The organism is Paenibacillus sp. GL_099_B (assembly GCF_057835695.1).
The window spans coordinates 2447365-2462445 of record NZ_CM174430.1 but is presented as its reverse complement, the minus strand read 5'-3'; the positions used below and the strand labels follow the sequence as shown (position 1 = coordinate 2462445).

Sequence of the window (15081 nt, the reverse complement as noted above, 5' to 3'; positions counted from 1 at the left end):
CTCCTTCAATGAAATCTGTATATCGTTCAGCTGCTCCCAGAATCAACGGAAAGGAAACTTCATTCCTTTGCCCAAACCTTTGAGCTGCTTCATCGCTTTGTTCTTGCCGCCTTTAGGTCCCATCATATCTGAGAACTGTTTCATCATGCGGCGCATCTCATCAAACTGCTTGATCAGACGGTTTACTTCGGCCAGGGATGTTCCACTACCTGTAGCAATCCGCTTCCGGCGGCTATGGTTGATCATATCAGGGTTACGTTTCTCCTCGGTCGTCATGGAGTACACGATCGCTTCGATCCGGCCCATCTGTTTATCATCAACCTTCAGGTCCTTGGCTTGTTTCATCTTGCCCATACCAGGAATCATATCCATGATCTGATCGATTGGCCCCAGCTTTTTCACTTGATCCATTTGCTCCAGAAAATCTTCAAACGTGAATTCTGCATTACGCATCTTCCGTTCCATTTCCTTGGCTTTATCGGTATCAATGTTGGACTGTGCCTTCTCAATCAGAGAGAGCATATCACCCATACCAAGAATACGTGAAGCCATACGCTCCGGATGGAAAGGTTCCAGTGCATCAAGTTTCTCACCAAGGGAAGCAAACTTGATTGGGCAACCGGTGACTGCTTTAACGGAAAGCGCGGCACCACCACGAGTATCTCCATCAAGCTTGGTCAGAACGACACCCGTCAGATTAAGCTGCTGGTTAAAGTGTTCTGCCACATTAACTGCATCCTGACCTGTCATGCTGTCTACGACAAGCAATACTTCATCGGGATTTACTACGCTGTGAATCTGACGAAGCTCTTCCATCAGTTCTTCATCGACATGCAGGCGTCCAGCTGTATCGATAATGACATAGTCATTGCCGTTGTCCTTGGCGTGCTGTAGACCCTGACGTGCGATCTCTACAGGGCTTGTCTGATCTCCCAGTGTGAATACCGGCGCTTTGATCTGCTCGCCGAGCACTTGCAACTGTTTAATCGCTGCCGGACGATAAATATCTCCTGCAACAAGTAACGGTCTACTGTTCTGCTTTTGCAGCATTTTAGCCAGTTTACCGGATGTGGTCGTTTTACCTGCACCCTGCAAACCAACCATCATCAGTACCGTAGGCGGTTTGTTCGCTTTAGCCAGCTTCGACTGGCTTCCACCCATCAAATCCGTAAGTTCCTTGTTTACGATGTCGATAATGACCATTCCTGGCGTGAAGCTCTCCATCACTTCTTTGCCAACAGCCTTCTCTTTCACCTTGGCGATGAATTCCTTGACCACTTTGAAGTTTACATCCGCTTCGAGCAATGCCAGACGTACCTCGCGCATAGCTTCAGCAACATCTTCATCAGACACCTTGCCTTTGCCACGCAGCTTGCTGAACACATTCTGCAATCGGGTCGTTAATCCTTCAAATGCCATGATCCCACCTCCTTAAGCTGTAATACTGTTTTCAGGACCGATACGTTTCGTTCAACTCTTACGAACTATTCTCTGAGCTGATGAATAATATCGTTTATTTGTTGGTTGTTATCAATGGAAACGCCTGCGCGCTCCAATGCATTTTGCAAATCTTCAAGATTACGGTTACGCCGTTCGTGCTTCTCCAGCAAGCCAAGCTTGCTTTCGTAATTTTCCAGCACTTGTTCGGCACGCTTGATATGCTCGTATACCGCCTGGCGGCTGATCTCGAACTCGGCTGCAATCTCGCCCAGCGAGAAATCATCATGAAAGTAATACTTTAGAAAAGTCTGCTGTTTCTCGGTAAGTAACAGTTCATAGAAAGCAAACAGCAAGTTAATCCGGTTTGTCTTCTCAAGCCGGTTTTCTTGACTCATAACGGGGCACTCCCTTCGTCAAGGAAAAACACTTTACACTCTTGCAACGTTCCTAATAATACCTAAAACAAATCAGGTTGTCAAGCAAAAATACTTGTCACAATAAAAACGTTCATTTTGCACTCATTTTTCTTTCCCATACGGTTGATTTTAGCCATTCCTCTACAGTAGAATACGACCTGCTGTATCCTTTATATAGAACAAAAAACGAATGGGTCTCCACAGATGGAGCCGATTCGTTTTACGCTATCTACCGTGGCCTAGCGAAGTGGTGTCAGGTACAGCAGTACCATAAAGAAATGAAGAATACTGCCTGCCAACACAAAGAGATGCCAAATCGCATGGTGGTACGGAAATCCACGCCACACATAAAAAAGTGTACCCAGTGTATACATTAGGCCTCCAGCAACCAGCAGCACGATTCCGCCTGTAGGAATGGCAGCCATAAGCGGTTGCCAGGCAATAACGATGAGCCAGCCCATCGCAATATAGAAAATCGTGGACATGAATAGAAACCTTTTCGTAAAAAACGCCTTAAAGATCACGCCGAATAATGCGATTCCCCAGATTACACCGAACAGGGTCCAACCAAGTGTGCCGCGAACAGCAATAAACAAAAGCGGAGTGTACGATCCCGCAATAAACAAATAAATGGAAGAATGGTCGAAAATCTCAAATAAATCTTTCATTTTTCCATCTTTCCATGCATGCACGAGTGTAGAGCTCGTATAGAGCAGTAGCATGGTGATCCCGTAGATCGTGAAACTGACCACATGCCAAGCCGTGCCTTTCATACTCGAAAATACAATCAATAGCACCAGTGCAGCTACACTGAGTGCAGCACCGATTCCATGTGTAACCGCATTGGCGACTTCTTCACGGCGAGAATAGGTATAAGTATTGGCCATATCAACCGTCCTTTCTAGCCCTTTAGCCTTGCCTTCTTTATTCCCATTATACACGTATTGCCAGTGACATTACACGTGACACTTATCACGTCTATCACTGGCAATACGGTTAACGCTATTAATTCATCCTATTTATTAATGGTTCTAGGAATTAGCTTCCTCTTCTTCAGCACTTTCAGCTGGCTGTTCTTGGATCAGTCCGGCAAACAACGCATGCACAAATTGCTCCGAGTCGAATGGCTGCAGATCATCAATTTTCTCACCAAGTCCGACCAGCTTCACAGGCAGATCCAACTCCTGACGAATCGCAACAACAATACCACCTTTGGCGGTACCATCCAGCTTCGTCAGTACTAATCCGGTTACCCCACTCTTCTCTCCAAAGAGTTTGGCCTGATTCAGTGCATTCTGACCTGTAGTTGCATCCAGCACCATTAATACTTCATGAGGTGCTTCTGGAATTTCACGTTGAATGACACGATAGATTTTGTTGAGTTCGTCCATCAGATTGGACTTATTCTGCAGACGGCCAGCTGTATCACAGAGCAATACATCAGCACCCCGTTGCTTCGCAGCCTGTACCGCATCATACATTACAGCGGCAGGGTCAGAACCTGATTGTTGCTTGATGACTTCCACACCAGCACGTTGTCCCCATACTTCGAGTTGTTCAATCGCTCCGGCACGGAACGTATCGCCTGCTGCCATGATGACCTTTTTACCCTGCTGTTTGAAGCGATGGGCTAGCTTACCTATCGTTGTTGTTTTACCCACACCATTAACACCGACAAACAAAATGACCGTAATGCCATCCGGATTCATTTTCAGTTCATTATTCTGCTCGCCACGAAGCAAATCCGTCAGTTTTTCGGACAATACAGGCTGTAGTTCAGCCGCATCCTCAATTTTACGTTTTTTGACTTCTTCACGCAGATCTTCAATCAGTTTCATGACCGTATTGACACCTACGTCGGCTCCAATCAGAATCTCTTCCAATTCTTCATAGAATTCCTCGTCGATTTTTTTGCGACGGATAACGAGATCCGACACTTTCTCCACAAGGCCTTTACGTGTCTTCTCCAACCCGTCCTTGAACTGTTTGGTAACTGACTCCGTTTTGCTTGCAATGCTGTCTCTCAGCTTTTTAAAAAAACTCATAAAGCCCCTCCATCGTGTACATTTCTTAGTTTAAATGATATTAGATGAGTTCATGCGTGACAACCAACTCAAAGATTAGGCAATGACAGCTTCCTCATCTTCCAGTTTAACCGAAACGAGCTTGGATACTCCGCCCTCTTCCATCGTAACGCCATACAGCACATCCGCTTCTTCCATTGTGCCTTTGCGATGTGTAACAACGATGAATTGTGTTTGTTCCGAGAACTCACGCAAATACTGGGCAAAACGCACCACGTTGGCTTCATCCAACGCCGCTTCCACTTCATCCAGTACGCAGAACGGTACCGGCTTAACATGCAGAATAGCGAATAAAAGTGCCATCGCGGTCAACGCTCGTTCCCCACCGGATAATAGCTGCAGGTTTTGCAGCTTTTTGCCTGGTGGCTGTGCGACGATATCAATGCCCGTATCGAGCAAACGCTCAGGGTCCATCAATACAAGATCCGCGCGCCCTCCGCCAAACAGCTTGGTGAAGACAGCGCCAAACTCCCGGCGAATCGCATCAAATGTTGCCTTGAATCGTTTGGCCATCTCGTCTTCCATTTCTCGAATAACCTGATACAACGTTGTTTTGGCTTCAACCAGGTCATTCTTCTGCGTGCTGAGGAACTCATACCGTTCGTTAACCCGCTGGAATTCTTCGATGGCTCCCAGATTGACGTCGCCAAGAGCTGTAATGCTGCGCTTCAGTTTCTGAACCTCAGCTTGTGTGCTCTCCACATCTTCCGGTACTGGATAACGCTCTTTGGCAAGTTCATAGCCGAGCTCATACTCATCCATCAGTTTGCGCAAAATATTTTCCAACTCAACATCAAGTCTATTCACGGAAATTTCCGTTTGTCGCATCTGCTCCTCCACAGCTTTCAGCTGTGTACGCTGTTCCTTCGTTTCATTCTCGGCAAGCTCAAGCTTCTTCGACAGCTCGCTTCGGGCAGCACGCTTGAAGTCCAGCTCCTGTGCAGATTCCGCTTTTTTCAGCTTGTATTGGTTAAGATCTTCAATCTGTTTAACACTCTCAGTCTCTGTTTTCTTCAGATCGGCTTCCATGGAGGCCAGCAACGTACGATTTTGACGAAGCTCCTTCACCAGTGAATCCACTTCGCGCTCCAAACGCCGTAATTGCTCCTCGTTGGAGAATCGCTCCTGATCCAGTTTTCCCTCTCGCACTTTCAGTTCGGTGAGCTGGGTCTGCAATTCCTCCTTCGCGGATTCATTCGCTTTGCGCGCAAATTCTGCGGCATGAATGGCCCTATGAGTTGCCTTCTCTTCTTCCTCAAGCTGCTCCAGCTTCTTCACGGCGACATCGCGAGCTGTATCCATCTCTTTGATTTCTTCGGTAAAGCCACTCTTCTCCTGCCCGGCTACGGCAACCTGTTCCAGCACGTGACGCAGCTCATGCTCAACCTGCTTCATTTCCATTGAAGCCTGCTGTTCTGCATTCCGGGTGTCGTCTCCAGACTGACGCAGCTCGTCCAGCTTGTCCTGGCACTGCTCCAGTTGAGTTTTTACATCATCCACACTGCGATGAAGTTTTACGATCTGATTTTCGGTATCCAAAATATCCTGGTCCAGCTGGTCCAGCTGCCGTTTGCGACTGAGCAGACTTACATTTTTCTTGTGCTGGCTACCACCAGTCATCGAACCACCCGCGTTAACCACATCGCCTTCCAGGGTTACGACCCGGAAACGATATTGGCAGCGAGCCGCGATCTTATTGGCATCCTCCAACTTCTCCGCAATAATGACATTACCGAGCAAACTTCCAATGATCGCAGCATAACGGGATTCGTATTGTACGAGATCCGCACCAATTCCCACAAAACCATCCATGCCTTCGATCATCGAACGTTCACCCGCACCAATGGTACGTGCACGAATAACATCCAGCGGGAGGAACGTAGCTCTGCCCAATTGACGTTGTTTCAGAAAAGCGATCGCCTGTCTGGAAACCGATTCATTCTCCATGACGACATGCTGCAGGGAAGCGCCCATCGCTGTCTCTACCGCAAGTTCGATCTTCTCAGGCACTTTAACGAGCTCTGCAACGGCTCCATGAACCCCGTTCAGTGTACCTTTGCGTGATGCCTTAAGAACTTCTTTGACACCCAACATGAAACCGTCAAAATCATCCTGCATCTCTTTCATTGTATCGCGACGGGAGACCTGGGCTTCACGCTTCTGCTCCCATTTACGGACAGTTCCCCGGCTTTCTTCGAGCAGCTTCTGCAACGACTGGAGACGTTCACTTTCCGTAATATATCCACCGCGCAGATCACTGATTTCCTTGCCCAAGCGAACAACTTTTTTCTCCATCTCCGTTTTGCGGGCTTCCAGCGTTTCCTTCTGGCCTTCCCACTTGCCGGATTCCTCAGTCGCGCGATTCATTCGCCGTTCCAGCGTTTCTTTCTGTTGGTCCGCGTAACGAATTTCATTTCGTGTCTGAGCCATCTGATTCATCAGTTCCAACAAGTTGCCCTTAAGGCTTTCCTCCTGCTGTTGGCTAATGCCGCCAGTAACACCGATGAGTTTGGCCTCTTCCTCAGACAGGCGGTTTCTTACGTCGCTCAGTTCCAGCTCAAGTTTGGCAAACTTTTCGCGTAATGCAAGTAACTCGGCTTCACGCTCCCGATGTCTCTCTTCACTCGCTGAAAGCGTCATTTTAAGCTGTTCCTGGTTCGTCTGCAGATGACGCGAACGCTCCTTGAGCAGTTCCCCAAGTCCTTCGCTTTTCTCCGTTGCTTCACTGAATTGCAATAAGGCCGATTGCAGCTGTTCCGTCTCTGTTTCCAGAGTACGCAGGGCATTCCGGTCACTTTCCAGCTTGGCATCATGAGTGGAGACGATGGCAGCCAATCCAACTTCTTCCTGTTTCAACGATTCAAGTCGTTGGTTTGCTTTGCTCCATAAAGCGTGGATCTGTTCAATCTGGTACACATACATGGAGATTTCCTGTGACTTCAGCTGTCCACGCAATTCCTTGTAGTGGATCGCTTTTTCCGATTGATCCTTTAACGGACCAATCTGGTCTTCCAACTCGGTGACCAGGTCATGAATACGCAATAAATTCTGTTCCGTCTCATCCAGTTTGCGAGTAGCATCCCGTTTGCGAGATTTATATTTAACAATACCTGATGCCTCTTCAAAGATCCCCCTGCGATCCTCTGAACGGGTACTCAGAATCTCTTCGATTCGTCCCTGTCCAATAATCGAGTAAGCTTCCTTGCCGATCCCGGTATCCATAAACAATTCCGTAATATCCCTCAACCGACACGACTGCTTGTTGATAAAATATTCACTGTCTCCGCTGCGATGTACACGACGCGTTACCGTCACTTCACCAAAATCCAAAGCAAGCGCATGATCTTCGTTATCCAGCGTCAACGAAACTTCACCATAATTAACAGCCTTCCGTGCATCACTGCCAGCAAAAATAATATCTTCCATTTTGCCACCACGCAGTGATTTGGCGCTTTGTTCCCCAAGAACCCAGCGTATGCCGTCTGAAATGTTACTTTTGCCACTTCCGTTCGGACCTACAACAGCGGTTATGCCACGAACGAATTCCATTTCCGTTTTGTCGGCGAATGACTTGAATCCACCCAGTTCAATCCGTTTCAAAAACATAGGGCTTCCCGTCACCTCCTCTTGCAAATTTCAAATGTTGCATTTAGCGCCTATTTTACACTTGCCACTTCGATGACAGAACAACCTTCCGATCGCTGTTATCCCCAGATTTTTTTGATTCCTTTTATAAAGGGAACATCCGGGGATAAAGGCGAACTCTACGCTTCTTCAGGTTATTTCTGTCTTCTCCGTTTTGGTGTAAAACTCAGGTTCAACTTCTATAGTTAAACTAACAGGAGCAGCTAGCCCTGAACCCCTTTACAAAAAAAAGAGCAAAAAGCAGTCCGGCCGATAAATTCCGCCAGGCGGACCCGCGGGCTGCTCTTTGCTCTTCGTTTGTCTATGCGCTTACGGTAAAGCTCAGGCTTCCGGAAGCTTCAGTCGATCCAGCGCTGCGGATGCAGCCTGTTGTTCGGCTTCCTTTTTGGAACGTCCTGTACCTCTGCCAAGCCGTTCTTGACCCATATGGACCTCGGAGACAAACTCCCGTTCATGGGCAGGGCCCCGTTCCTCAACAATACGGTATTCGAGAGCTCCCATATTGTGATGCTGAGTGAGTTCCTGCAATTCCGTTTTGTAATCGCTCATCTGCAACTTGCTGCCCAGAACGATCAACGGAAATACATGCTGATCCAGAAATGTCCGGACAGGCGCCAATCCCTGATCCAGATACAATGCACCGATGAAAGATTCAAACACATCCGCTAGTAAAGCCGGTCTAGTTCGTCCTCCCGTCAGTTCCTCACCTTTACCAAGAAGTACATACTGCCCAAAACCCAACGCTTCAGCAAATTTGACGAGGGAAGGCTCGCAGACAATGGATGCCCGCAGCTTAGTTAGTTCACCTTCCGGCCGGTTAGGAAACAAGTGATACAAGTATTCCGACACAGTCAGTTCCAGTACCGCATCGCCCAGAAACTCCAGACGCTCGTTATCCTGATGCTGACTGAACCGGTGTTCGTTTACATAAGAAGCATGGGTAAACGCTTGTTTTAAAAGCTGCCTGTTGTCAAATTTGATTTGAAGTTTGTGTTGTAACTGCTTCAGATCTTCACTCAAACGAACTAGCCCCTTATGCTTCAAATTTTTTGAGAATAATGGTGGCATTGTGACCGCCGAACCCAAATGAATTGGACATGGCAATATTGACTTTAGTTTGACGTGGAACGTTTGGAACATAATCCAAATCACATTCCGGGTCCTGATTTTCCAGGTTGATTGTTGGAGCAAGCGTCTGATGTGTCAACGACAATCCGCAGATTACGGCTTCCACGCCACCAGCAGCACCAAGCATATGACCTGTCATCGATTTGGTTGAACTCACCGCAAGCTTGTACGCATGATCGCCAAACGCTTTTTTGATCGCAAGCGTTTCGGATCTGTCACCTACAGGCGTAGATGTTCCGTGTGCATTGATATAGTCCACTTCTTCTGGTTCGATACCAGCATTACGCAGAGCCATCTTCATGCAACGAGCTGCTCCGTCCGGATCAGGCTCAGTCATGTGATGTGCATCGCCAGTGAGACCGTAACCAATCACTTCACCATAAATACGGGCACCACGTTTTTGAGCATGTTCAAGGGATTCAAGGATCAGAACACCCGCGCCCTCGCCCATAACAAACCCGTCACGTTCCGTATCAAAAGGACGGCTCGACTTAGCCGGATCATCATTACGTGTAGACATGGCACGCATTGCACAGAACCCAGCCAGACCAGTTGGTCTAATGGTTGCTTCCGCACCGCCACAAATCATTGCATCCGCATCACCGTTTGCAATCAGCTTGAAGGAATCTCCAATGGAGTGCGTTCCTGTAGCACATGCCGTTACCACGTTGATGTTAGGACCTTTCGCCCCGAGAGAAATCGACATCTGGCCAGAAGCCATGTTGGAGATCATCATCGGAATGAAAAATGGACTTACGCGTTTAGGACCCTTTTGCAGCAATGCATTATGTTGGTCCTCCCAAGTACCCAATCCACCGATACCCGATCCGATCGACACACCAAAACGCTCTGCATCAATGTTCTCGTCAATTTTCAGACCACTGTCTTCAACGGCTTTGAAACCAGCTGCTACAGCGAACTGAACAAAACGGTCCATTTTACGTGCATCTTTGCGATCCATGTACTCTTCCGGGTTGAAATCCTTGATCTCGGCTGCAATTTGAGTGGTGTATTCACTTACATCAAACGCCTCAATCTGAGAGATTCCGGACTTGCCTGCCATTAAACTGCCCCAGAACGTTTCTAAATCTTTTCCGAGCGATGTCATTACGCCCATTCCGGTAATTACAACTCTTTGTTTCAAACCGACTCACCTCTATATCGACTGCATTACGCAAGTATTTTGTGGGAATATCCGCAAGCAGACGTCTAGCCAAGCAGGATCCGAAGATCCGTTTGACCAGCGCCGCTTGCGGAATGAGAATAACCAATGAATGATGAGAAGTCCCGCCTGTTCGAAAACAGGTGCGGGACTGAATTGACTTTAGGTATGAGATTGTATGTAGTTTACAACTTCACCTACGGTCGTGATTTTTTCTGCATCTTCATCAGAGATTTCCAAATCGAATTCATCTTCCAATTCCATGACCAATTCCACTACATCCAAAGAATCAGCACCCAAATCTTCTTTGAAAGATGCTTCAAGTGTAACTTCAGCTTCGTCTGCGCCCAAGCGGTCGACGACGATGCGTTTTACACGCTCCAATACATCGGACATCCGGTTCACCTCCTCCTTGGTATTATACGAGAATCGCAGGCAAAATGCCATAGAAGACATATGCGGCTCCCGGCCGGGGAACCCGGCCTTTTTCCGGCATTTCGGATCGTCCAGCGCCTGTTCCCCGACTATTGTTCAAGTCCGGGAAGAATTACATGTACATGCCACCATCAACATGCAGTGTCTGCCCTGTCATATAAGATGAAGCTTCTGAAGCCAGGAACGTGACAACACCGGCGATTTCATCCGGTTGGCCCAGACGGGACAATGGAATACCGTTCAACATGTTGTCCACGATCTCCTGGGACAATTCCTTCGTCATATCGGTCTCAATAAATCCTGGTGCAACGCAGTTAACTGTGATGCCGCGGGAGGCAAGCTCACGTGCAGATGCCTTCGTCAAACCGATAACCCCTGCCTTGGCAGCAACATAGTTTGCTTGTCCAGCATTTCCGAGCACACCCACAACAGAGGAGATATTGATAATTCTACCAGACCGTTGCTTCATCATTGGACGCGTAACCGCCTTAAGACAGTTAAACACCCCTTTGAGATTGGTTTCGATTACCTGATCAAATTCCTCTTCTTTCATACGCATGATCAGATTATCACGGGTAATGCCAGCATTGTTAACAAGAATATCAACATTGCCCCACGCTTCAATCGTAGCTTTGACCATTTGCTCGGCTTCGTCCATCTGGCCCACATTCGCTTGAATCGTAATTGCCTGGACACCTTTGGCACGAATCGCTTCCGCTACTTCCTCAGCTGCCGCTTGACTGCCCGCATAATTCACGGCCACGTTGGCGCCAGCCTCGGCCAAAGCGAGTGCAATACTGCGCCCAATACCACGGGATGCACCGGTAACAAGCGCATTTTTGCCGTGTAATGGTTTAGACATAATCATTCCTCCTTTCCCCAAATCTAATCATGGTTAATCAAATTAGTGCAGCTGCAGTTGCTTCAAGCGTCTCAAGACTGTTCACATTGTACAGTTTAACGGTTTTATCTGTTTTTTTAATCAAACCTGTTAACACACTACCAGAACCAATCTCGATAAAGGTATCCACACCTTGCTCAATAAGCCATGTCACACTGTCTTCCCATAAAACCGGAGAATAGACCTGAGCTGTCAATAAATCCTGAACCTTACCGTCCTCCACAGGTCTTGCAGTCACATTCGCAACTACAGGGACATCCCCAGGTGAGAACGAAACAGTTTTCAGTTTCTCAGCCAGCTTCTCTGCTGCATCCTTCATTAAGGAAGAATGGAACGGACCGCTTACTTCAAGTGTGATGGCACGTTTGCCGCCCGCTTCTTTGACCCGTTCAGCGACAGCAGCTACCCCTTCCTTCACACCGGAAATCACGATTTGTCCCGGACAGTTGATGTTGGCAAGTTCAACCGCATGACCACTTTCGGATACGTCTCGGCAAAGCACCCCCAGCGCTTCCCGATCCGCACCCAATACCGCAGCCATTGCACCCTGTCCACCAGGAACAGCCTGTTCCATATATTGACCGCGTGCCCGCACAATGCTTACCGCGTCCGCGAACGAAAGAACGCCCGCCGCGACCAGTGCACTGTATTCACCCAGACTGTGTCCGGCCGTATAATCAGGCTGAATTCCTTTTTCTTTAAAAGCCTCAAGCAATGCAATACTTGCTGTCAACAGAGCCGGTTGCGTATTCGATGTCTGTTTCAACTCGGTCTCTGGTCCCTCAAAAACAAGATTGCTCAGCGCGAAACCTAGCGTTTCATCGGCTGTGCGAAAAATCTCTGTTGCCGCAGGCACAGACTCATACGCGTCCTTGGCCATGCCCACAGCCTGCGATCCCTGTCCGGGAAATACAAATGCTATTTTACCCATCCAATTCATCTCTCCCAGCTGTCTAGTTTACCAAACGAGTACCGATGCGCCCCACGTCAATCCGCCACCGAAACCAACCATAAGCACGGTATCTCCGGCTTTCATGCGGCCTTCTTCAGCAGCTTCTACCAGAGCAAGCGGAATGGAGGCTGCAGATGTGTTGGCGTATTTATCCACGTTGACTACAACTTTCTCTTCAGGAAGCTCAAGTCGCTGCATTGCAGATTGGATAATCCGGATATTGGCTTGGTGAGGAACAAACAGATCCACGTCCGTACGTTCCAGGCCAGCCTTGCGCAGAACTTCGATTGTCGCTGTACCCATCACCCGTACTGCAAATTTAAACACTTCACGGCCATTCATGTAAATGTAATGTTTTTTGTTCTCAACCGTTTCTACGGATGCAGGTAGACGGGAACCTCCGCCCTCCATTTGAAGCAGGCTTCCGCCCGCACCTTCAGCTCCGAGATCGAATGATTTAAATCCACGGCCTTCCGGCACTTCACCAACGATAACCGCACCCGCGCCATCGCCAAACAGAACACAGGTATTACGGTCGGTATAGTCAGTAATACGAGACAAGCAATCTGCACCAATAACAAGTGCATTGTTGTACATGCCGCTTTGGATAAAGCTCGTTGCTGTTGCCAGACCGTATACAAATCCGGAGCAGGCAGCAGACAAGTCAAATGCCGCAGCGCCCTTGGCACCAAGCTTATCTTGCAAAATACAAGCAGTAGAAGGGAATGAAGAATCCGGTGTAATAGTTGCCACAATAATCAGATCAAGATCACTGCCAGTCATGCCAGCAGACTCAAGTGCTTTAATAGCTGCCTCGTATGCCAGATCTGAAGTCGCCTGATCCGGTGCGGCGATGTGACGCTCCTTGATTCCTGTACGACTGACAATCCACTCATCATTCGTATCGACCATTTTCTCCAAATCGCTGTTTGTCAAAATTTTCTCAGGTACATATTTACCTGTACCGATAACCCCTACCGGGCGCAAATTATTCATGTCGTCACTCACTTCCCGCTAATTTCCTTAGATATGCTCTCCACCAGCTGGTTCTGTACTGCAATCCGTGCTTGACGCACAGCATTTTTGATGGCATTGCCATCAGCTGATCCATGACTTTTCACCACAAGTCTGCTCAAACCGAGGAGTGGTGCACCACCATGCTCGGTATAATCTAGTTTCCGTTTCAAACCGCGCAGCTCAGGCATGAGCACCGCAGCAGCCAGTTTGCTTTTGAGCGACGATGAGAATTGTTCCTTAAGCAGAGCGAAAATGGCACCTGCTGTGCCTTCGAGCGATTTCAGCAATATATTTCCGGCAAATCCATCACATACAAGCACATCACACGCACCTGTAAGCACATCGCGAGCCTCTACGTTACCAACAAAACGAATCGGAAGTTGCTCCAGCAAAGGATAGGCATGTTTGGTCAACTCATTTCCCTTACCGGGCTCCGTTCCCACATTGAGCAGGCCCACTCTTGGTGACGCGATTCCCTGTACTTTTTGCCGATACAAGCTCCCCATCAGACCATACTGTGCGAGGTGTTCCGGTTTGGCATCCATATTCGCACCAAGATCAAGTGCAAGTACACCCACATCATCGATCGTTGGAATCATGGGCGCAAGCGCCGGGCGCTCAATACCTTCCATACGACCTACCACAAGCAAGCCGGCAGTCATCAGCGCTCCGGTATTGCCCGCAGAGATCATTGCGTCTGCTTCACCTTTCTTAAGCATACGACCTGCAACCACCATGGAGGCATCCTTCTTGCGACGGACTGCCTTCACCGGTTCATCATCCGAACCGATCACTTCGGAAGCATGCCGAATAGTCAGATTAGCAGGTTTCGCACCTGACTGACTCAGAAGAGGTTCCAGCTTGGCTTCATCGCCGACCAGGACGATCTGTGTATCCGCCCATTCCGTAGCCGCGGCGATCGCACCTTCTACTGTTGCCGCAGGTGCGTTATCGCCTCCCATGGCATCAATGACGATTTTCATCCCAAATGACCTCCTTCTACGATGTCTTCTCCACCTGAATGGTAGATTACAAAGTTGCCTTGAAACACCATTTCTTCACCAACATAAGTAAACACTTCAACTTTTGCTTTACCCTTTTGACCCGGGATCGATCTCACATATGCCTTTGCAATACATTTCTCTGCCAAATGAACCGAACGAACAAAACGAATGTCTGCGGACGCCGTCAAAGCAATCTCGTCATTAATAACGGCTACAGCCAACGAGTTAGCCTGTGCAAAAACATAGTGTCCCCGAGCAATGCCCGTTCTCGAAAATACGTGTTCTTCCTTAATCTCAAACAAGGAGATCCCGCTCTTGTCCAGTTGCAAGTCCACAATATCACCGATAATCTCATGCAGGGGCAAGGAGCGCACCTGATCATAGGAACGCTCCGCCATCAGTTTCATCCGCTCCCGAAGCTCGGGAATCCCAAGCTCCAGTCTGTCGAGACGAATCGTCTGAATACTCACCTTCAATTGGCGTGTAAGTTCCTGATCCGTCACAAACGGGTTGTCTTCGATCATTTTGGTTAACTGCTGCTGCCTCTGTCTCTTCGGTACACGTTCGATGCCTGACACCCCCCGCTGTATCGTTTAAGGAACCGCCCAATCCGGTCAGTTCAACATTCTTAACATTGCTTCTATAATTGCATCCCTGATTAGCAGGGGCGTTCTCACACGAATTATGGTTCATGTTTATGTAACGTCAAATCTTAGAACCTGGTACTAAACTATAGTATATCTCATCCCGTGTCAAAAAGAAAGGCTGGCTGAACAAAAACAATCCTGCCTTACGGAGCCTGGCTTCACAGTCCCGAACATAACCAGTAACGAGCCTTAATAAAATATCAAAAACGTATATTGAACTATATTCACGAAGATAGAATACAGGTAAAGG

General features: G+C 48.1%; 13 protein-coding genes. All 13 read right to left on the bottom strand.

Annotation, left to right across the window (positions count from 1 at the left end):
* Window positions 1-42: 42 nt before the first annotated feature.
* The 13 genes from ffh to fapR all read right to left on the bottom strand — a co-directional run bounded on the left by ffh (window position 43) and on the right by fapR (window position 14708).
* The gene (gene ffh / locus AC3ITG_RS11465; RefSeq protein WP_063564662.1) at window positions 43-1419 is read right to left on the bottom strand and encodes a signal recognition particle protein; all 1377 of its coding nucleotides are present in this window, start codon (window positions 1417-1419) and stop codon (window positions 43-45) included.
* A 65-nt stretch (window positions 1420-1484) separates the two neighbouring features.
* The gene (gene ylxM, locus AC3ITG_RS11460; protein ID WP_413377430.1) at window positions 1485-1835 is read right to left on the bottom strand and encodes a YlxM family DNA-binding protein; all 351 of its coding nucleotides are present in this window, start codon (window positions 1833-1835) and stop codon (window positions 1485-1487) included.
* A 260-nt stretch (window positions 1836-2095) separates the two neighbouring features.
* Window positions 2096-2743 carry a PAQR family membrane homeostasis protein TrhA gene (trhA, locus tag AC3ITG_RS11455; RefSeq protein ID WP_064639088.1) on the bottom strand — a complete coding sequence of 216 codons (648 nt, stop codon included), beginning with the start codon at window positions 2741-2743 and terminating at the stop codon, window positions 2096-2098.
* 144 nt (window positions 2744-2887) lie between these two features.
* Entirely contained in the window at window positions 2888-3901 is a 1014-nt protein-coding gene (gene ftsY / locus AC3ITG_RS11450) for a signal recognition particle-docking protein FtsY (RefSeq protein WP_076289481.1), read from the bottom strand.
* A gap of 75 nt (window positions 3902-3976) precedes the next feature.
* Complete coding sequence (gene smc / locus AC3ITG_RS11445; RefSeq protein ID WP_489253780.1) at window positions 3977-7546, bottom strand: chromosome segregation protein SMC; 3570 nt, start codon at window positions 7544-7546, stop codon at window positions 3977-3979.
* A 360-nt stretch (window positions 7547-7906) separates the two neighbouring features.
* On the bottom strand, window positions 7907-8605 hold the full coding sequence (rnc, locus tag AC3ITG_RS11440) for a ribonuclease III (RefSeq protein ID WP_024630178.1): 699 nt from the start codon (window positions 8603-8605) through the stop codon (window positions 7907-7909).
* 13 nt (window positions 8606-8618) lie between these two features.
* Window positions 8619-9857 (bottom strand): beta-ketoacyl-ACP synthase II, encoded by a 1239-nt coding sequence (gene fabF, locus AC3ITG_RS11435; RefSeq protein WP_024630177.1) that lies wholly within the window; start codon window positions 9855-9857, stop codon window positions 8619-8621.
* 180 nt (window positions 9858-10037) lie between these two features.
* Window positions 10038-10271 carry an acyl carrier protein gene (gene acpP, locus AC3ITG_RS11430; RefSeq protein ID WP_024630176.1) on the bottom strand — a complete coding sequence of 78 codons (234 nt, stop codon included), beginning with the start codon at window positions 10269-10271 and terminating at the stop codon, window positions 10038-10040.
* 151 nt (window positions 10272-10422) lie between these two features.
* On the bottom strand, window positions 10423-11172 hold the full coding sequence (fabG, locus tag AC3ITG_RS11425; RefSeq protein WP_064639092.1) for a 3-oxoacyl-[acyl-carrier-protein] reductase: 750 nt from the start codon (window positions 11170-11172) through the stop codon (window positions 10423-10425).
* Window positions 11173-11209: 37 nt separating this feature from the next.
* Complete coding sequence (gene fabD, locus AC3ITG_RS11420; RefSeq protein ID WP_064639093.1) at window positions 11210-12142, bottom strand: ACP S-malonyltransferase; 933 nt, start codon at window positions 12140-12142, stop codon at window positions 11210-11212.
* Between the two features lie 27 nt (window positions 12143-12169).
* A complete protein-coding gene (locus AC3ITG_RS11415) occupies window positions 12170-13159 on the bottom strand; it encodes a beta-ketoacyl-ACP synthase III (RefSeq protein WP_063564927.1) in 990 nt (329 codons plus the stop codon).
* A gap of 8 nt (window positions 13160-13167) precedes the next feature.
* Window positions 13168-14163 carry a phosphate acyltransferase PlsX gene (plsX, locus tag AC3ITG_RS11410; RefSeq protein ID WP_489253779.1) on the bottom strand — a complete coding sequence of 332 codons (996 nt, stop codon included), beginning with the start codon at window positions 14161-14163 and terminating at the stop codon, window positions 13168-13170.
* Window positions 14160-14708: a transcription factor FapR gene (fapR, locus tag AC3ITG_RS11405; protein WP_489254452.1), complete on the bottom strand. Its 549-nt coding sequence runs from the start codon at window positions 14706-14708 to the stop codon at window positions 14160-14162. Before fapR ends, plsX begins: the two co-directional genes overlap by 4 nt.
* Window positions 14709-15081 lie beyond the last annotated feature (373 nt).